The organism is Paractinoplanes ovalisporus (assembly GCF_016834655.1).
Lineage (GTDB): Bacteria > Actinomycetota > Actinomycetes > Mycobacteriales > Micromonosporaceae > Actinoplanes > Actinoplanes ovalisporus.
On the sequence record NZ_JAENHP010000002.1, the window covers coordinates 504787 to 522895 of the forward strand.

18 protein-coding genes are annotated in these 18109 nt (G+C 72.3%); 9 read left to right on the forward strand and 9 right to left on the reverse strand.

The genetic code is table 11. From position 1 onward, the window contains the following. Window positions 1-13 precede the first annotated feature (13 nt). Together JIG36_RS08320 and JIG36_RS08325 are read left to right on the forward strand one after the other, a co-directional pair. Entirely contained in the window at window positions 14-1516 is a 1503-nt protein-coding gene (locus JIG36_RS08320; RefSeq protein WP_203375445.1) for a glycosyltransferase family 2 protein, read from the forward strand. Between the two features lie 219 nt (window positions 1517-1735). Further along, on the forward strand, window positions 1736-2884 hold the full coding sequence (locus JIG36_RS08325) for an SGNH/GDSL hydrolase family protein (RefSeq protein WP_203375446.1): 1149 nt from the start codon (window positions 1736-1738) through the stop codon (window positions 2882-2884). A 1-nt stretch (window position 2885) separates the two neighbouring features. Here JIG36_RS08325 and JIG36_RS08330 read toward each other — a convergent pair whose 3' ends face one another. Genes JIG36_RS08330 through JIG36_RS08340 form a run of 3 tightly spaced genes read right to left on the reverse strand, consistent with a single transcriptional unit; the run spans window position 2886 to window position 5715 of the window. Beyond that, window positions 2886-3554 (reverse strand): response regulator, encoded by a 669-nt coding sequence (locus JIG36_RS08330; protein ID WP_203375447.1) that lies wholly within the window; start codon window positions 3552-3554, stop codon window positions 2886-2888. Next, window positions 3551-4855, reverse strand: coding sequence for a sensor histidine kinase (locus JIG36_RS08335; RefSeq protein ID WP_307872619.1), 1305 nt, complete (start codon window positions 4853-4855; stop codon window positions 3551-3553). Before JIG36_RS08335 ends, JIG36_RS08330 begins: the two co-directional genes overlap by 4 nt. A 23-nt stretch (window positions 4856-4878) precedes the next feature. Then, window positions 4879-5715 (reverse strand): CPBP family intramembrane glutamic endopeptidase, encoded by an 837-nt coding sequence (locus tag JIG36_RS08340; RefSeq protein ID WP_203375448.1) that lies wholly within the window; start codon window positions 5713-5715, stop codon window positions 4879-4881. Window positions 5716-5881: 166 nt separating this feature from the next. Here JIG36_RS08340 and JIG36_RS08345 point away from each other — a divergent pair, with 166 nt between their 5' ends. The 4 genes from JIG36_RS08345 (at window position 5882) to JIG36_RS08360 (ending at window position 9067) form a co-directional block, all read left to right on the forward strand. After that, window positions 5882-6787: a serine hydrolase gene (locus tag JIG36_RS08345; RefSeq protein ID WP_307872620.1), complete on the forward strand. Its 906-nt coding sequence runs from the start codon at window positions 5882-5884 to the stop codon at window positions 6785-6787. A gap of 133 nt (window positions 6788-6920) precedes the next feature. Next, on the forward strand, window positions 6921-7415 hold the full coding sequence (locus JIG36_RS08350) for a phospholipase (RefSeq protein ID WP_203375449.1): 495 nt from the start codon (window positions 6921-6923) through the stop codon (window positions 7413-7415). A 68-nt stretch (window positions 7416-7483) separates the two neighbouring features. Beyond that, window positions 7484-7666, forward strand: coding sequence for a hypothetical protein (locus tag JIG36_RS08355; RefSeq protein ID WP_203375450.1), 183 nt, complete (start codon window positions 7484-7486; stop codon window positions 7664-7666). A 93-nt stretch (window positions 7667-7759) separates the two neighbouring features. After that, window positions 7760-9067, forward strand: a complete 1308-nt coding sequence (locus tag JIG36_RS08360) for a tetratricopeptide repeat protein (protein WP_203375451.1) — start codon at window positions 7760-7762, stop codon at window positions 9065-9067. Window positions 9068-9080: 13 nt separating this feature from the next. Here the strand turns inward: JIG36_RS08360 and JIG36_RS08365 are convergent, their stop codons facing one another. From JIG36_RS08365 to JIG36_RS08380, 4 genes are all read right to left on the reverse strand, one after another. Then, window positions 9081-9677 (reverse strand): hypothetical protein, encoded by a 597-nt coding sequence (locus tag JIG36_RS08365; RefSeq protein ID WP_203375452.1) that lies wholly within the window; start codon window positions 9675-9677, stop codon window positions 9081-9083. Window positions 9678-9759: 82 nt separating this feature from the next. Continuing rightward, on the reverse strand, window positions 9760-10395 hold the full coding sequence (locus JIG36_RS08370; protein WP_203375453.1) for a DUF6199 family natural product biosynthesis protein: 636 nt from the start codon (window positions 10393-10395) through the stop codon (window positions 9760-9762). A gap of 42 nt (window positions 10396-10437) precedes the next feature. Further along, window positions 10438-11112, reverse strand: a complete 675-nt coding sequence (locus tag JIG36_RS08375) for a response regulator (protein ID WP_203375454.1) — start codon at window positions 11110-11112, stop codon at window positions 10438-10440. Then, window positions 11109-12332, reverse strand: a complete 1224-nt coding sequence (locus tag JIG36_RS08380) for a sensor histidine kinase (RefSeq protein WP_203375455.1) — start codon at window positions 12330-12332, stop codon at window positions 11109-11111. Before JIG36_RS08380 ends, JIG36_RS08375 begins: the two co-directional genes overlap by 4 nt. A 196-nt stretch (window positions 12333-12528) precedes the next feature. Between JIG36_RS08380 and JIG36_RS08385 the strand changes: the two genes are divergently transcribed. Continuing rightward, a complete protein-coding gene (locus JIG36_RS08385) occupies window positions 12529-13203 on the forward strand; it encodes an ABC transporter ATP-binding protein (RefSeq protein ID WP_203375456.1) in 675 nt (224 codons plus the stop codon). After that, window positions 13200-15476, forward strand: coding sequence for an FtsX-like permease family protein (locus tag JIG36_RS08390; protein ID WP_203375457.1), 2277 nt, complete (start codon window positions 13200-13202; stop codon window positions 15474-15476). Before JIG36_RS08385 ends, JIG36_RS08390 begins: the two co-directional genes overlap by 4 nt. 75 nt (window positions 15477-15551) lie before the next feature. Here JIG36_RS08390 and JIG36_RS08395 read toward each other — a convergent pair whose 3' ends face one another. Continuing rightward, a complete protein-coding gene (locus tag JIG36_RS08395) occupies window positions 15552-17039 on the reverse strand; it encodes an MFS transporter (protein WP_203375458.1) in 1488 nt (495 codons plus the stop codon). Window positions 17040-17098: 59 nt separating this feature from the next. Continuing rightward, window positions 17099-17662 (reverse strand): helix-turn-helix domain-containing protein, encoded by a 564-nt coding sequence (locus tag JIG36_RS08400; protein WP_307872621.1) that lies wholly within the window; start codon window positions 17660-17662, stop codon window positions 17099-17101. Between the two features lie 66 nt (window positions 17663-17728). On the opposite strand from JIG36_RS08400, the gene JIG36_RS08405 reads away from it, so the two are divergent. Beyond that, window positions 17729-18061, forward strand: coding sequence for a carbohydrate-binding protein (locus JIG36_RS08405; protein ID WP_203375460.1), 333 nt, complete (start codon window positions 17729-17731; stop codon window positions 18059-18061). The last annotated feature ends 48 nt before the right edge of the window (window positions 18062-18109 follow it).

Here is an 18109-nt window from a genome sequence, read left to right on the forward strand (position 1 = left end):
GTGGCTGCGTGTCATGAGGGACTTCGTCCTCGCCGTGCTGCGGGGCGCCGACTACGCCGTGTTCGCGTACTTCGTGGCGCTCAACAGCAGCTACCTCATCATGATCGTGCTGGCCTCGGTCGAGTTCGCCAAGCATCTGCGGCGGGCCACGTTCGCCGGGGCCGACGACATGTTCCGCAGCCCGCTCACACTGCCCGTGTCGGTGATCGTCCCGGCCTACAACGAGGGCGCCGGCATCGTCCCGGCCGTCCAGGCGATGACCGCGCTGCGCTACCCCCGGTACGAGATCGTCGTGGTCGACGACGGCTCCACCGATGACACGTTCGAGAAGCTGCGCGAGCACTTCGACCTGGTCGAGGTCCCGCGGGTGGTGCCGTCCGAGGTCCCGTACGAATCTCAGGTCGTCTCCGTGCACGTCCCGCGCGGCGACAAGGGGTCACTCACGGTGGTCCGCAAGACGAACGGGGGCAAGGCCGACGCCCTCAACGTCGGGATCAACCTCGCCCGGCACCCGCTCGTCTGCATGGTCGACGCCGACTCCGTGCTCGACCCGGACGCGCTGCTCTCGGTGGCCAAGCCGTTCGCCGACGACCCGCTGCGGGTGGCGGCGTGCGGCGGCGTGGTGCGGATCGCCAACGGCTGCAAGGTGGTGGCCGGGCGTGTTGTCGACGTCCGGATGCCCCGTTCGTGGCTCGTACGCATCCAGGTCGTCGAGTATCTGCGGGCGTTCCTCATGAGCCGTACGGGCTGGTCCCGGCTCGGTGGCGTGGTGGTGATCAGCGGCGCGTTCGGCGTGTTCCGGCGCGACCTGCTCGTGCAGATCGGCGGGATGGCCCACGACACGATCGGCGAGGACGCGGAACTTGTCGTACGGCTGCACCACTACCTGCGCGACCGTGGCGAGGACTACCGGGTGATCTTCGTGGCCGAGCCGGTGAGCTGGAGCGAGGCGCCGTCGCACTGGAAGGTGCTGGGCTCGCAGCGCCGCCGCTGGCACCGGGGGATTGCCGAGATCCTCACCAAGCACCGCCACATGATCTTCAATCCGCGCTACGGCCGGATCGGTCTGGTGGCGCTCCCGTACTACCTGATCTTCGAGCTGCTGGCGCCGTTCGTCGAGCTCGCGGCCCTGATCCTGCTGCCCCTCGGCCTCTGGGCCGACGCGATCGACATCGGCTTCGCGTGGCGTTTCGCTCTCGTCGCGTACGGCTATGGCCTGCTCGTCAGCCTGGTCGCGCTCTTCATCGAGGAGGTGTCGTTCCACCGTTACCCGCGGTGGAGCGACATGCTGCGCGGCGTGGTCGCGGCGGTGCTGGAGAACTTCGGCTACCGCCAGTTGCTCGCCCTCTGGCAGGTCTGGGGCGCCGCCGCCGCGTGGCGCGGCCGTCCCGCGGTCTGGGGCACGATGCACCGAACCGGCTTCGACACCCACGACCCGACTCCGGTCGAGACGGTGGGCACCCCGACCAGCGGGGACGTCGAGGCGGCGGTCGGTGCCCCGAAGTCGCTTGGTTGAGGGCCGCTGTCCCTACGCGCGGGACCGTATGGCTGGCGTCCCCGCCTCCGCGGAAGACCTGGCGCCCGGCCGTATGGTCATGCCCGCTGCGGTCGTTCTCGGGTTCTCCGTGACCCCCGGCTGACGCCCGTGGAACCGAGGCCGTACGGCTGAGTTCCGCAACCGCAGCGCACCCACCGGGTAACCGGCCGCGCACCGGCACCGGCCGATGCGATCGGTGTGAACCCCCGCATCCGTACGCGCCTCAGTGGCATCGTCCTGACTGCCACCGGCGTGTTGGCCGCCACGATGGCCGGACCGCTCGATGCCGCGGCCGGGCCGCTCGATGCCACCACCGGACCGGGCACGGCGACCGTGGGGACGACGACAGTGGGCACGGCGACCGTGGGCGCGACGACCGGGTGGCTCGATGCCACCACCGGACCGGGCCCAGCGGCCACGATGCCGGGACCGCTTGTGGCCGGCGCCGGGCCGGGCACCCCGACCTCCGCCGCCCCGGCGGCTGTCCCGCTCAAGGTCATGCCGCTGGGCGACTCGATCACCTGGGGCAGCGGGTCGGCGGACTCGCGGGTCGGCAACCGGACCGGTGCGCTCACGGCCGGCGGATACCGCATCGACCTGCGGGCCCGGCTCGCCGCCGCGGGACTGGACGTGGACTTCGTCGGCTCGCGGCAGGCCGGCCCGCCGGGGACGGACCGCGACAACGAGGGCCACCCCGGCTGGCGCATCGACCAGATCGCCGCGAACGTCGACGGCTGGCTGGCCACCTATCGGCCGGACGTGGTCCTGCTGCACATCGGCACCAACGACATGGCCCAGAACCGGAGCGTGGCGGCCTCGGCCGCCCGGCTGTCGGCGTTGATCGACCAGATCCGGGCCGCCCGCCCGGACGCCGCCATCTTCGTGCAGAAACTCGTCCAGGGACACGTCGAGCCCGAGAAGAGCCGGATCGCGGCCTACAACACCGCGATCCCCGGCATCGTGGCCACCAAGGACGACAACGTCCACCTGGTCGACCAGTCGTCGATCGGCGGCCTGTCGGAGTTCGACGACCTGCACCCGAACGACGACGGCTACGCCAAGATGGCCTTCAACCTCTACCGGGCCATGGCCGGGGTCTACGGCGACGGCGGCTGGCCCACCGGCAGCGACCCGTACGCGGCCACCACCCGGACCCTGTGTTTCCGGATCAACCGGACCGTAGCCGGCGAGCAGACGTGGCACGCCCAGTGCGACCTCTGGACCCGGCACACCGGCACCGGCCGGAACGCGGCCGCCGAATGGAAGCGGCCCGCCCCGGCCACCGGCAAGCGCGCCGCGACCAGGTGGCTGTCCGACGACCCCTACGTGAGCAACCTGGGCGCTTAGCTCAGCGGGGCTGTACGAGCCCGGTCTCGTAGGCGTAGACGACGGCGTGGACGCGGTCGCGCAGGTTCAGTTTGGTCAGGATCCGGGACACGTACGTCTTGACCGTCTCGGCGCCGATCACCAGGGTTCCGGCGATTTCGCGGTTGGACATGCCGGTGGCGATCAGCCTCAGGACCTCCAGCTCGCGCGGTGTCAGTGCCTCGGCCGCGGCCGAACCGCCGGCCGTGGTGGCGGGGCGGATGCGCTGGGCGAACCGGCCGATCAGCCGCCCGGTGACCGCCGGGGCGATCAGCGACTCGCCGCGGGCCACCGTGTGCACCGCCGCCACCAGTTCCGGCGGGGTCGCGTCTTTGAGCAGGAAGCCGCTGGCCCCGGCGTTCAGCGCGTCGTACACGTACTCGTCGAGGTTGAACGTGGTCACCACCAGAACCTTCACCGGCTCGGCCACCTCGGGCCCGGCCAGCAGCGTGGTGGCCTGGATGCCGTCCATCACCGGCATCCGCACGTCCATCACCACGACGTCGGGCCGCAGGCGCCGGGCCAGGTCGACGCCCGTCCTGCCGTCGGAGGCCTCACCCACCACGGTCATGTCGGGCTGGGCGTCGAAAATGGTGACGAACCCGGTGCGTACGAGGGCCTGGTCGTCACAGACCAGCACGGTGAGCGTCATCGCCGGGGCCTCCGCGGGGACGTGGACGGGCTCGGCGAGGGGCCGGCGGGAGAAGGCGGCGGGGAGCCGGGAGTCGGCGGCGAGGAGGATGCGCGCGCCGGCGGGGAGGAGTCGGCGGGGATGTGGGCGTCGACGGCGAAGACCCGGTCGCGGGGGCCCGCGGTGAGGTCGCCGCCGAAGACCTCGACCCGTTCGCGCAGGCCGGCCAGGCCCCGACCGGAACCGCCGACCGGGACGGTGGCGCCGCCGACCTGATCGGTGGTGATCACGAGGTGCACGCCGTCGGGACGGTAGCCGAGGCGCACCACCGTACGGCCGCCGGTCGCGTATTTCATCGCGTTGGTCAGCGACTCCTGCACCACCCGGTACGCGGTGATCTGCCGCCCCTCACTCAGCGCCGGCGCCTGACCGTCTTCGACCAGCTCGACCGGCTGCCCGGCGGCCCGGCTCCGCTCGACGAGCGACGCGATGTCGGTGAGCCCGGGCTGGCGATGCCGGGAGTCGGAGCCGGGCGGCGCCGCTCCCGAGACCCGGGCCGGGTCGAGCACGCCGAGCAGGTCGCGCAGCTCGCCCAGCGCCCGCCGCCCGGTGTCACCGATCGCGACCAGCGCGTCGGTGGTGCGCGCCGGGTCGGCGGTGAGGAACTGGGCCGCCCCCGACTGCACGACGATCGCCGTCACGTGGTGGGTGACCACGTCGTGCAGTTCGCGGGCGATCCGCGCCCGCTCGGCGTCGCGGATCTCGGCCGCGACCAGGCGCTGCCGCTCGGCCTCGCCGGCGCGGCGGTCACGCACCCACGCCCCGGCCAGCCAGGCGCCGGCCAGGCAGAGGTAGAAGACCACGTAATCGGACAGGTGGGCGGCCGAGCCGGCCCGGTGCAGACCCCAGGACAGGCCCGCGTACGCCACCGTGGCCGCCCCGGCCGCGACGAGCCGGAACCGTGGCAGGTAGGCCGCCGCGCTGTAGAGCGCGATGACCACGCCCAGGCTGGCGAAGCTCGCATTGCCCCGCAGTTCCTGAACCACGAAGCCCGCGGTGACCACGGTCAGGGTGACCGCGGGGGCGACCCGGCGGACGGCGAGCGGCAGCGCCATGGCGAGGGCGGCGGCAATGGCCAGGGCGTCGAGGGGCCGCACCGGCAACTCGCCGAGCCGGGTGCCCTGGCCGGAGAGTGGGGGCAGGAAGGCCAGCACCACCAGGAGCAGCGCGAGCAGACCGTCGCGGACCAGCACCGGGCGGGCGCGCCACTCCGCCGCCCAGCGCCTCGAGCGCCGGGCCAGCGGGGCGGGAATCCGTGGCACGGGGGCAGCGTAGCCGTCAGAACTCACCGCCAGGACGCCCTGTGGACAAGCCCGCGGCGACGAGCCGTACGGAGCAGGAAGTAGGAAGCCACCACCCCGATGAGCACCGCATAGATGCTGGCCTCGGGGCCGAACCCGCCGCCGCTGACGATGGCCGGGCCGTGCGGCTGGCCGAGCAGCAGGCCGCCCACAGTGCCGTCCGAGCCCGACGTGGTGGCGCCGAAGATGCCCGACTCGGCGAAGTTCCAGCCCCAGTGCAGCCCGATCGGCACCCACAGGTTGCGGAACAGCACGTACGACGCCCCGAGCAGCAGCCCCGCCTCGACCGCGATCGCCGCCGCGCCCCACACCGTGCCGCCGGGGTTGAGCAGGTGCAGGCCGCCGAAGAGCAGGCCCGACACGATCAGTGCGACCACCGTGCCCGCCCACTCCTCGACCACCCGGAACAGCACCCCGCGGAACAGCAGCTCCTCCAGGGTGGCGATCGCCGCCATCAGCCCGAACGTCGCGATCATGTCGCCGGCCGAGCCGTAGCCGGGGAAACGCCAGCCGTTGCTGACCGTGATGAGCAGCATCAGCGCGAAGAACAGCGCGACCCCTGTCCACAGGCCGCGCAGCACCCCTTGACGAAGAGACGCCCGTGCGATCTCGGTGGTCGGCCGCTGCTCCACCCACCCGACGAGCCGTGAATAGAGGAACAGCGCGCCGGCCGCGATCGCGAAACCGACTGACACGCCGGTGACCGGGTTGCGGGCGGCCAGCGCGGCCAGCGGCGCCAGCAACAGATCCAGGGCGAGGAAGGCAACGAAGAGGAAGAGGAGGCGCAGTCCGATGGGGCGGAGCCGGCGAGGGGTTGTCATGCGAAAAACGCTATTGACGTACGCCGTGGGAACAGTCACCTCGCGGTGGGCAATCGGGGGTAGCTCGCACGGGGGATGGGCCCGAAAACGATCACCCAACGTATCGATGGAAGTGCCCAGCGTACGAAGGTTTGAGTCTTCGCGCCGGAGGCGGCACTATGCTTCGGTGCGGCGATCCCGGAACCTCATCATTGCTGTGGCGGCAGCCGTGATCCTCGGCGGCGGAGGCCTCATCGTTCTCGGCATGGGCGACGACGACGGGGGCGGTCTTCTGCCCACCTCGCTGTCGGGTGGTGAGAAGGCCAAGCCGGCCGGTCCCAGCCCCGAAGAGCTGGCCCGCATCGAGCGGGCGAAACGGGCCAAACAGCTCGACGCGGCCCTCAAGCTGGTCGCGGCCGAGACCCCCGACTTCTCGGTCGCCCTCATCGACAAGAAGACCGGCCAGACGTACGCGTATCAGGGCACCACGAAGTTCGACACCGCGAGCATCGTCAAGGCGCAGATCCTCGCCTGTGAGCTGCTGAAGGCCCAGGACGCCGACCGCGAACCCACCGAGGGCGAGATGGCGCTGGCCACGCCCATGATCCAGCTCAGCGACAACAACGCCACGACCGAGCTGTTCGAGCACCTGGGTGGCAAGAGCGCGATCACCAAGTGCAACAAGCGCCTCGGGCTGAGCCAGACGACCGTGAACAAGGCCTGGGGTCTCACCAAGACCACGGCCACCGACCAGGTCAAGCTGCTCTCGAAGCTCGTCGACACCCGCGGCCCGCTCGACGCGGACTCCCGCAAGACGGCGTTCTCGCTGATGAACACCGTCGACGACACGCAGGACTGGGGTGTGCCGGCGGTCGCCAACCCGGGCGAGACGACCACGGTCAAGAACGGCTGGGACACCCGCTCGGCCGACGGCGGCCTGTGGGCGGTCAACACGATCGGCCGGGTGACCTCGACGGACGGCAGCGTGAACGTGTCGCTGGCCGTGCTGTCGCACAACAACCAGTCCATGGACAGCGGCATCGAGCTGGTCGAGAAGGTCGCGAAGCTGACCCGCGAGCACCTGAAATATTGACGTAACCACATGAGTGAGCGTTAAGGAATACTCGCCGGTAAGTTCTTCGGCCGGGCGGAAGATGTCATCGACCGGCATGGATTCGTTCACCGGATGATCGGAGCCTCGGAGCAACCCCTTCCAGGAGGCTCCGATGACCCGACGTTTCCTCACCGTCCTGCTCCTCGCCGTCGCCGTCCTCTTCCCGGCCAGTGCCGCCTACGCCGCGGACTCCAAGGCCACCGTCCTCGCCCGGTGGACGCAGCCGACCGCTGCCAGCACCACGGCCTGGAACGACGCCCGCACCAACCGTCAGCCGTGGGCGTCGTACAACTTCGACTGGTCCACCGACTACTGCTCGTCGAGCCCGGACAACCCGCTCGGGTTCAAGTTCGACCTGTCCTGCTGGCACCACGACTTCGGCTACCGCAACTACAAGGCGATCGGCACGTTCTCCGCGAACAAGTCCCGCATCGACGACACGTTCTACGCCGACCTGAAGCGGGTCTGCGCCACCTACAGCTCGGTCTCGCAGGCCGCCTGCTACAGCCTGGCCTGGACCTACTACCAGGCCGTCAAGATCTTCGGCTCGGTCGCCGCAGTGAAACAGGCCGACATCGACAAGGCCGCCACGCTTCTCAAGAACTAGCGCGGTATTCACTTTCACGTCATCGGCCGTTGGCAGCCCGCCGGCGGCCGGTGACGCATCCTGCAACGATGTTCGGATTCCTGGTCGGCGGGCTCGCGGCCACCCTCGCCGCCGCGTGGGGCGTCATGGTCGCCATCCTCGACCAGCAGCCCGTGCCGAGCCGTCGTCAGCAGCACCTCTGCACGGCCCTGCTCGTCGCGCTGGGCGCCGTCGTGGTCATCGGAGGAGTCACCGCTACCGTGGCCGCATGAGGGTTGTGGTCGCCGAGGATCTGACGACCAGCATCATGATCACGATTCCGGTCTGAACTGGCATCGCTTGCGCCCGGCAGGCAGCATGGCGGGGTGCCTCTCGCGTTCGACCACATTCGCCGGCAAGCCCGCAGCCTCGCCGAGTCGGGGGACACCGCAGGGGCGCGGTCGTTGCTCGAGAACGCCGTCGAGCAGGGCCGGCCCGCTCTCCGCGACGGCGATCCCGAACTGCTGGAGACCATGCGGCAGCTAGCCGGGCTGCACCACTCGGCGGGCGACCCGATGGGAGCGCGGCGGGTCCTCGAAGAGGCGGCGGCCGCGGGGGAGCGACTCGGGGACGCCGATCCGCTGGGCGTGATGCTGGCGTACGACCTCGCGGTGGTCGCCGAGGAGCTGGCCAACCGGCATGTGGCCCGATCCAACTTCGTGAAGGTGGCGTCGTTCGGGCCGGGCGCTTTGGGGGAGGACCACTGGGCTGTGGCGCGGGCCCGCTCTTATCTGGACGCCGCCGCCCCCACGCCGCCGGTCTCGGATGCGCCTTCGTCCGTGCCCCCGGTGTCGGGCGCGCCGACTTCTGTGCCGCCGGTTTCAGCTGTTCCGGCTTCTGCGCCTCCCGCTTCGCCGCCTCCGCTCTTTGCGCCGCCGCCCACCTCGGTGCCGCCGGCTGCTCCTGCTTTCGAGCCGACGCCGCCGTCGCGTGGGCGGCGCACCTGGCTTCCGGCCGCCCTCGGCGGCGTGGCGGGCGGGATCATCGTGGCCGTGGTCGTAGCGGTGTTCCTGTTGAGGCCGACCGCCAACCCGGAAACCACCTCCGCCGCCCCGACCGCCCCCGCCTCCGCCGTCGTCGTGCCCACGGCTTCGGCGGCGTTGCCCGCGCCCCTCGTCCCGTCCGCTTCCGCGCCCGCCGCCGCAGCGACCACCACCCCACCGGCCGCCTCGGCTCCGGCCGCGACCAGGCCCCCGACGACCGCCCCGCCCACCGCCACCAAGACCACCGCGCCACCCCCGGCCGTACGGACGAGGATCGTCGCCCCGGCCAACAACAGTCGCGTCGCCTATCCGTTCGACGCCGAGTTCACCGTCTCCGCCGCCGACGTGTCCGCCCCGAACACGGTCGTCGCCCTGCTGATCTGCGTCGCCGGCCGCTGCTACCTCGACGGAAAGCTCGACATCATCGGCACCGGGGCCGCCCCGTACACCATCTATCTCGGCTCCACCCGCCCCGAGGGCACCGGCGTGGCCTGGAAGTTGCGGCTCGACCGCCTGCCCAAGGCCAAGTTCAACGACCTGATCGCCCAGCGCGACGCCGCCATAGCCGACGGCAGCTGGGGCGACAAGGGCACCCCGATGAGCGCCCTCAACCCCACCCCGGTCAGCACCCTGACCGTCGTGAAGGGCTGACCGAGCCGCGAGGTCAGGGGAGGAGGCGTTCGAGGCGGTCGAGGGCGCGCAAGGCCTCGGGGCGGTGTTTGGCCTGCTTGAGCCAGATCGGCAGGCGGGACGCGATCGAGCGGTTCCCGGCTGTGCTGCGGCGTTCGCGCAGGTCGGCCCGGACGAAGTCCCTCATGCAGGCCAGGTGCTCGGCGTTGAACGCCCACAACGTGTGACCGGCGCACGTGGTGCGCAACGCCAGCGGGAGGCCGAAGCAGTCGTCGACCAGGGCCCGCGACGGGGTCACGCAGAGTTCGGTGCTGGTGGTGGTGCCGCAGCCGGGGCACTTCAGGCCGATGCGGGTGCGGGCCGGAGTCGTCTTGACCAAGCGGCGGTAGTCGAGCCGCCGCCCGCAGCCGCCGCAGCGCCGCCGGGCAGAGAGGTGGACCGGGCCCGCCCAGCCGTGCCGCCGGGTGTGGCCGCAACCGCCGCACACGAACGTCGCCGCCAGCCAGCGGCGGGCCTCGAAGTCCCAGGCGCGGCGGACGGTTCCGACGCCCTCGCAGCGGGGGCAGCGCACGACGAACTCCCCGGCGAACGAGCCGAGCCAGCGTCCCTTGTCCACGAACCGAGTCTTCATAGCCGCCCGAGCCTAGGCCGTCCCCAGCTGCCCGCGCCTCCGCATTACACCGAGGCGTGCCCGGCCGGGCACGGCCGGTGAGTCAGCGGCCGATCGCCTCTTCCTTGGTGCTGCCGTCGATGACGGGGCGGCTTCCGAGGGGATCCTTCAGGTCGAGCGGGATCAGCTGGATCGGGGGTACGGCGTTGGTGCGCTTCTCCATGTCGCACAGCAGCTCGGCCTGGGTGCAGGTGCCGCGCAGGGTCACCGTGACCTCGGTGGGTGTCTCGGCGACGGTCATGGCGTCGGCGCGGTAGGCGCCGTCGACCGCGATGAGGACGTCGGTGCCGACGGGGACCTCGCCCAGGTCGGTCAGGAACTTCTCGGAGGGCGTGGCCCAGCGCCAGACGGCCACCGGCGTGCCCGAAGTGCCGGGCGGTGGCGGGGTCGTCAGCCGGGCCGACGAGATGCCGAAGATCTGTTCGCGGGCCTCGCGGGCCTTGGCGGCGTCGCGTTCGGGGGAGTTCTCGTCGCGGATCAGGACGACGGCGAACACGACCACGATCACGATGGTGATGACGCCGGCCACCCGGCCCAGGTTGTACGAGAGGTCGCTCGGCTCGTTGGCGTCGGGGTCGCGGTAGCGCCAGGCGTTCAGCAGCTGCCACTGCTGCCGCGGCGCGATGATCGTCCAGAGCGAGAGTGCGATGAGCAGCGCACCACCGAGAATCAGCCCCACGGTCGCAGTGTCGCAGAGTCGATCAAGAAGCGGCCGGCAGGCTCAGGCGTCGGGGCTGGGGGCGCCCGGGCTGACCAGCCCGGTCTCGTAGGCGACGACCACCGCCTGCACCCGGTCGCGCAGCTGGAGCTTGCCGAGGATGCGGGCCACGTGCGTCTTCACCGTGGCCTCGGACAGGTGCAGCTGGGCCGCCAGCTCGGCGTTGCTCAGGCCGCCGGCCAGCAGCCGCAGCACCTCGGTCTCGCGCGGCGTCAACGAGGCCAGGTCGCGGTGCCGGGTGGTGGTCTGCGGGTCACGGCGGGCGAACCGGCTGACCAGGCGGCGGGTGATCGACGGGGCGAGCAGCGCGTCGCCGTCCTGCACCATGCGTACGGCCGCCACCAGGTGTTCCGGCGTCACGTCCTTGAGCAGGAAGCCGCTGGCCCCGGCGGCGAGGGCGGCGTAGACGTACTGGTCGAGGTCGAACGTGGTCAGGATGATGATGCGCGGCGCCTCGGCGGTCCCGGTGAGGATGCGGCGGGTCGCCTCGAGGCCGTCCAGCTCGGGCATGCGCACGTCCATCAGCACGACGTCGGGACGCGTACGGCGGACCGCCTCGATCGCCTCGGTGCCGTTCGCGGCCTCGGCCACCACCTCGACCCCGCCCGCCGTGAGGATCATGCGGAATCCCGTACGGACGAGGGCTTGATCGTCGGCGACCACGACCCGCACCGTCACGCCGCCTCCAGGGGGATCGCGGCTTCCACCCGGAAGCCCTCGCCGAGCCGGGGCCCGGCTCGCAGGGTCCCACCGTAGACCGCCAGCCGCTCCCGAAGCCCGATGAGCCCGCGCCCGCCGGTCGGGCCGGGGGCGGCCGGGCCCGCGGGTTCGGTGTTGGTCACCTCGAGCCGCAGCTCCTCCTCGGCGTATTCGACCAGCACGGTGGCGGCGGCCCCGGGAGCGTGCCGCACCATGTTGGTCAGCGCCTCCTGCACCACCCGGTAGGCGGTCAGCCCGATGCCCGAGGCAACCGGCCGCTCCTCGCCGAGCACGGTCAGCGCGACCGGCACCCCGGCCTCCCGCATGCGCCCGACCAGCGAGGGCAGCCCCTCTATGCCGGGCTGCGGGGCCACCGGCGCCCCCGCGAACGAGAGCAGGCCCATCACGTTGCGCAGCTCGGTCAGCGCGGACCGGCCGGTCGACTCGACGGCCAGCAGCGCCTCCCGCGCCTGGTCGGGCTCGGCCGCCAGCACCGCCCGGGCCGCACCGGCCTGCACGACCATCACGCTGACGTGGTGGGTCACGACGTCGTGCAGCTCGCGGGCGATCCGGGCCCGCTCGCCCTCGACCGCGTCCCGCAGCGCCTCGGCCTGGGCGCGGGCCTCCCCGGCGATCCGCTCCCGGTCCTCGCCGGCCCGCCGCTTCCACACGTAGTTGCCGCCGGCCGCGGCCGTGAGCGGCGCCAGCACCACGAACGGCAGGTAGTCACCGGGCACGACGACCACGGCCAGCCCGACCACCGCGGCCACCGCCACACTGGCCAGCGCCGGCACCCGGAACGGGCTGTGCGCGGCCGCGCTGTAGACGGCGACCAGCGAGACGACCACCACCGACGGGTACAGGTTGGGCTGCTGCTCGCCGTTCGACACCAGCACCAGCAGCGAGGCCGCCATCGTCGCCCAGAGCACGGCCAGCGGATAGCGGCGGCGCAGCACCAGCGGGGCGCAGAGGACGAACACGAGCAGCAGCGGCCCGAGATCCGAGGCCGGCTGCTCGGGGATCTCGGGGAACGGCATCGCCGGGGGCGGCGGCAGGGCGGGGAACGGACGGATGACCGCGGCGTCGTCGGTGGCGGCCTGGAAACAGATCAGGCCCAGGAAGAAGGCCAGCGCGCCGTCGAGCAGCAGCGCGCGCCAGCCCGGTCTGGGCCTCGGTCCGGTCGGCTCCAACCACTTCACCGGCTCATTCTGGCCCGCCGCCGCATCTCGGGCATCCGCCGCGGTAGGTACATCGCCGGGATGACCCCGGCGAAAGTCCACCTTCGACAGTACGGCCGGTGCGCCGCGCGACCGACGCGCACGAGGGCCGGGCGCTCATAGCTTCCAACCGACCCCCGACGAAGAAGCGTCCGACCGACCGACGAAGGAGCATCCGATGACCGATCCGGTGATCGACCTGCGCGGGGTGACCCGCCGTTACGACGACGGCCCGCCCGCGCTGCACGACGTCTCCCTGACCGTGAAACCGGGCGAGTCCGTCGCCGTGCTCGGCCCGTCCGGCAGCGGCAAGTCGACGCTGCTCAACCTGATCGCCGCCCTCGACCGCCCGGACGAGGGCACGGTGACCGTGGCCGGCACCCGCGTCGACACGCTCGGGGAGGCGGCCTCGGCCCGGTTCCGGCGCGCGCACATCGGGCTCGTCTTCCAGTTCTTCAACCTGCTCGACGACCTGACCGTGCTCGACAACGTGCTGCTGCCGGCCCAGCTCTCCGGGGCGGCCCGGAAAGAGGCGCGCGACCACGCGGCCCGGTTGCTGAACTCCCTGGGGATCGCCCGGCACGCCGACGCGTACCCGGGACGGCTCTCGGGTGGTGAGAGGCAGCGCGTGGCCGTCGCCCGCGCGCTGGTGAACCGGCCGGCGCTGCTGCTGGCCGACGAGCCGACCGGTGCCCTGGACACCGCTTCCGGCGACGACGTGCGGCATCTGCTCAACCAGCTGCACGACGACGGGCAGACCATCGTGCTGGTCACCCACGACCTGCGCCTGGCCCAGGACTGCGCCACCCGCACGATCGGCATGCGTGACGGCCACGCCGAGGAGGAACGGTGAGCGCGCTCGGGACGGTCATCCGGTCCGGCGTACGCAGACGCCGGGTGCAGACGATCGTGATCGGGCTCGTCGCCGCGGCCGCCGTCACCGCCGCCGTACTCGGCGCCGGGCTGCTGGTCGCGTCGCGGGCGCCGTTCGACCAGGCCTTTGCGGCCCAGCGCGGCGCACACCTGACCGTCCAGCTCACCACCGCCCAGCAAGCCACTGTGCCCACGGCGACCGCGACCGCCGGCCCGTACGCGGTGATGAATGTCCCGTTCCATGGGCCGGAGGGCATGCGGATGCCGGATCTGACGGTCGTCGCCCGCCCCGGGCCCGGCGGTGACGTGGACCGGGTCGAACTGACCGACGGGCGCTGGGCGACCGCCCCGGACGAGATCGTGATCGGCGGCGACATGTTCCGTGTCCCGACGGGTTTCGAGCTGACCACCGACGACGGGCACGTGTTCACTGTGGTCGGCACCGCCCGCTCGGTCAGCGGCACCGCGTCGGCCTGGGTGCTGCCCTCGGCCGTCGACCGGCTCGGCGGGGCCACCGGCTACCAGATGCTCTACCGGTTCGCCGCCGCCGGCACCCCGGCCGAGGTCGAGGCCGATCGCGCGGCGGTCGAGGCGGCGCTGCCCCCGGGCTCGGTCCTCGGCGCCCGTTCGTGGCTCGACGTGCGGGAGCGGGCCGTCCGGGAGGCGGCCGTCTTCGTGCCCTTCCTGGTCGCGTTCGCCCTGCTCGGCATCGTGATGGCGGTGCTCGTGGTGGGCACGGTGATCGCCGGGACGGTCGGTGCCGCCACCCGGCGCATCGGCATCCTCAAGGCGCTCGGCTGCACCCCGGCCGGGATCGTCCGCGCCTTCGTCATTCAGGCGCTGCTGCCGGCCACGGTGGGCGCGGTCGCCGGTGCGGTCGCCGGCAACCTGATCGCGCTGCCCGTGCTGGCCGAGACCGAGCAGCTGTACGGCTCGGCCAACATGACGATCGCCTGGTGGGTGACGCTGGTGGCGGCGGGCGGGGTGCTCACCGTGGTGGCCGCGACCGCGTGGGCGGCGGCGCTGCGGGCCGGCCGGCTGCGCACGGTGGACGCGATCGCGGTCGGACGTGCCTCCAGCCCGGTGCGCGGCCGGTGGGCGGGACGGCTCGCCGCCCGGCTGCCCGTTCCCCGGCCGGTGGCGCTCGGGCTGGCCCGGCCCTTCGCGCGGCCGGTGCGCACGACGGCCATCCTGCTCGCGGTGGCGACCGGGGCGGCCGCGGTCACGTTCGCGACCGGGCTCGCGGCGTCGCTGGTCCGCATCCAGGGCGCGGTCGAGCAGAACAACGCCGACGTCACGGTGGAGGCCGCCGCGCCGTCGCAGCAGGCCGGGCCGGGGGAGCAGTCCCAGGCCCAGGACTGGCGGGTCGTTCCGGCCGCGATCGGGGCCCAGCCCGGCACCCGGGCGTTCTACGGCGTGGCCCAGGCGCCGGTGACCGCGCCCGGTCTCAGCGACCCGATGACGGTCACGGCGTTCACCGGCGACGCGACCTGGGACGGCTACCTGATGGTGTCCGGCCGCTGGTTCACGGCTCCCGGCGAGGCGGTCGCGGGGGCGCCGTTCCTCAAGGCCATGGGCGCCCGGGTCGGGGACACCGTCACGGTCCGGGCCGACGGTGAGCCCGTACGCCTGCACATCGTCGGCGAGGTCTTCGAGACCGGCTCCGGCGTGTTCATCAGCGCCGCGACGATCCCGGACATGCCGCCGGGGGAGTGGCGGATCGCGCTCACCGACGGCACCGACGCGAGCGCCTATTCCGAGGCGCTGAACAAGAAGCTCGGCGGCGGAGGCCCACAGGCCCACCCGACCGGCGTCGAGATCGACCCGCTGCTCGCGGTCGTGCAGGGCCTGACCGCCACGCTCACCCTGCTGCTGCTCGCGGTGGCCGCGCTGGGCCTGCTCAACATGCTCGTGCTCGACCTGCGCGACCGCGTGCACGACCTGGGCGTGCACAAGGCGCTCGGGATGACCCCGCGGCAGACGATCGCGATGGTGGTGGCCTCGGTCATCGGGGTCGGGCTGCTCGGCGGCGCGCTGGGCGTGCCGGCCGGGATCGCGTTGCAGCGGCTGGTCGTGCCGGCGATGGCGGCCAGCGGCGGCCTGCACCTGCCCGATTCGCTGCTCGACGTCTACGGCCCGGTGCTGCTGGCCGCGCTGGCACTGGGCGGCCCGGCCATCGCACTGCTGGGCGCTCTGATGCCGGCCGGTTGGGCGGCCCGGATCCGGACGGCGGCCGCGCTGCGCACCGAATGAGGGCCAGGCCGGCCGGCCGGATGTGGGTCAGGCCGGGCCGGCCAGGCCGATCAGGTGCCGCCGGTCCTGGCCCGGTCAGCCGTTGTCCGCCGCCTGGTGTTGCGGGCCGCGCGCTACGACGTACGCGAGAAGCAGGGCCATCACGATCACGCCGGCCCACATGGCCTGTTGCCAGCCGTCCACGAAGGACTCCTGGGCGGCGCGGAGGCCCGGCGCGTTGGCGATGTTCTCGCGGACCGCGTCCGGGGCGCCGGGCAGCCGCGAATCGATCGCGCTGCGGTAGCCGGCCGAGAGGATCGCGCCGAGCAGGGCCACCCCCAGGGCGGTGCCGAACTCGCGGGTGACGTCGTTGAGGGCCGACGCCACGCCCTGGCGGTCGCGGGGCAGCGACGACGTGATGGCCTCGGTGGACGGGGTCATCGACAGGCCCATGCCCAGGCCCATCGCGAGCATGCCGGGCAGCACCGAGAGGTAGCCGCCGTCGACCGAGACGAACAGGGCCATCAGGGCCAGGCCCAGCCCGCCCAGCGCGACGCCGGTCGCCATCGTGGCCCGCCCACCGGCGCGGGCGGCCAGCCGTGGGGCCAGGCCCGAGGCGGCCATCATGAGCAGCGCCATCGGCAGCATCGCGACCGTGGAGCGCAGCCCGGACCAGCCGAGCACGGCCTGGAAGTAGGGGAACAGCACGACGAAGATGCCGGCCTGCACGCCGAAGACCGTCAGCAGGGCCACCGACCCACTGGCCAGGCCACGCTCCCGGAACAGGCGGACGTCGAGCAGCGGGGCCGGGTGACGGAGTTCCCAGGCCACGAAGCCGGCCACGCCGACGACGCCGGCGGCCAGGCTCAGCAGGGTCTCGGCGGCGGTCCATCCCCGTACGGGACCCTCGTGCAGCATGAAGATCAGCGCGACCACCGCGATCACGGACGCCAGCGAGCCGACGGTGTCGAAGCGGTGCCGCGCGTGCTCGCGGGAGTTCGGCACCGACCGTACGGCCAGAACCGCGGCCGCCACGACCAGCGCCACCGGCAGCAGGAAGAGCCAGCGCCAGCTCGCGGTGTCGACCAGCAGCGCCGACAGGTACATGCCGAGCAGGCCGCCCCCGCCCGCGACTCCGGTCCAGACGCCGATCGCGCGCGACCGCTCCTCGTCGGGGAAGGTCGAGGTGATGACGGCCAGCGTCACCGGCATGATCATCGCGGCCCCGACGCCGGCCGCCAGCCGGGCGGCGAGCATGACCCCGGTCGACGGAGCGAGGCCGGCGACGACATTGGCCACGCCGAAGACGGCCAGGCCGGCCAGCAGCACGGGTTTGCGGCCCCAGCGGTCACCGGCCGCGCCGAGCGGCAGCAGCAGGGCGGCCAGAGTGAGCGCGTAGACGTTGATGATCCACAGGACGGTGCTCTGGGAGGCGTCGAAGGCCAGGGCGATCTGCTGCTGGGCCACGTTGAGGCCGGAGACCGACGCGATGACGGCCATGAGCGCGACGCAGACCGCGATCAGGATCGCGCGGCGTTTCCGCGGGTCGTCGACAGTCGGCGGGGCGAGAGAAGAGAGCGACATGCCCCGAAAGTAGGTCGCGCTTGCGGCAACGGCATCAGCCCTTGCGGAAGTGGCAAGATCTAGGAGGTGGCGTGGGCCCGCTCGCCCTCCTGGTCGAAGATCGTCAGGATCTCGACCGGCCCGTCGACCGCGCCGATGGAGTGCGGAATCATCGTGTTGAACTCGGCCGCGTTGCCGGTCGCGACCGGGATCTGCCGCTCGCCCAGGTGGAGCAGGGCGGTCCCGCTGATCACCATGAACCACTCGCGCCCGGGGTGGACGGCCTGGTGGTCCGGGCCGGTGCGGCGCTCCGCGGTGATCCGCATCTTGGCGATGTGCCGACCGGCGTTCTGGGCCGGGTCACGCGACAGCACCCACGTCGTCAGGCCCGGCTCCTGATGCTGCATGGGCCGGATGATCACGTCGGCGTCGTCGACCGGCTCGACCAGGTGGTCGATCGTGGTGTCGAGGGCCCGGGCCAGCGCGACCAGCTGGTCGAGGTCGATGCGCCGGTGGCCGGTCTCGATGCGGCTCAGCGTCGACGGGCTGAGGTGGCAGCGGGCAGCCAGGGCGTCGAGGCTCCAGCCGCGCGCCTGCCGCAGCCCGCGAATCCGCTGCCGCACCACATCCGAGATCTCCTGCACGTCGTTCACCTCGTACTTTGCGTTTTCCGCATGGTAGCTCGCCGATAGCGCAAAGCGTCCGGGCAGGTGAACGGAGAGTTTCGAAAACGCTTCGAAGAACGTCACTGGGCCCGCTACGACCGGATCAATTTCGGTTCCCGTACGCCGAACCAGGTGACCTTCCGCTACTCGTCCGCCCGCCCCGGGAGTCAGGCGTTCACGCTCGAGTTCCGCGCCGGCTCGGCCACCGGTCCCGTCGTGGCCGCCCCCGGCCTTCTCGGCACCGGCTCGACCGGCACGTTCCGCGAGATCGCGTTCAACGTGAGCAACCTCCCGGCCGGCGCCACATCGATCACCGTCGTCCCTCGGGCCGGCGACCCGGCTGACGTGCTCGAACTCGACTGGTTCCGGTTCCTTTAGAGCCGATCGGATCTCTTGCCGGCCCGGGCCACGGGGGTAACCTGTGGC

What these genes read in the sequence shown, in the direction of transcription:
- JIG36_RS08385 (WP_203375456.1), top strand. Translation starts at nt 12,529, where the DNA reads ATGACCGATCCGGTGATCGACCTGCGCGGGGTGACCCGCCGTTACGAC.
- JIG36_RS08395 (WP_203375458.1), bottom strand. Translation starts at nt 17,039, where the DNA reads ATGTCGCTCTCTTCTCTCGCCCCGCCGACTGTCGACGACCCGCGGAAA.
- JIG36_RS08365 (WP_203375452.1), bottom strand. Translation starts at nt 9,677, where the DNA reads ATGAAGACTCGGTTCGTGGACAAGGGACGCTGGCTCGGCTCGTTCGCC.
- JIG36_RS08340 (WP_203375448.1), bottom strand. Translation starts at nt 5,715, where the DNA reads ATGACAACCCCTCGCCGGCTCCGCCCCATCGGACTGCGCCTCCTCTTC.
- JIG36_RS08330 (WP_203375447.1), bottom strand. Translation starts at nt 3,554, where the DNA reads ATGACGCTCACCGTGCTGGTCTGTGACGACCAGGCCCTCGTACGCACC.
- JIG36_RS08320 (WP_203375445.1), top strand. Translation starts at nt 14, where the DNA reads ATGAGGGACTTCGTCCTCGCCGTGCTGCGGGGCGCCGACTACGCCGTG.
- JIG36_RS08355 (WP_203375450.1), top strand. Translation starts at nt 7,484, where the DNA reads ATGTTCGGATTCCTGGTCGGCGGGCTCGCGGCCACCCTCGCCGCCGCG.
- JIG36_RS08350 (WP_203375449.1), top strand. Translation starts at nt 6,921, where the DNA reads ATGACCCGACGTTTCCTCACCGTCCTGCTCCTCGCCGTCGCCGTCCTC.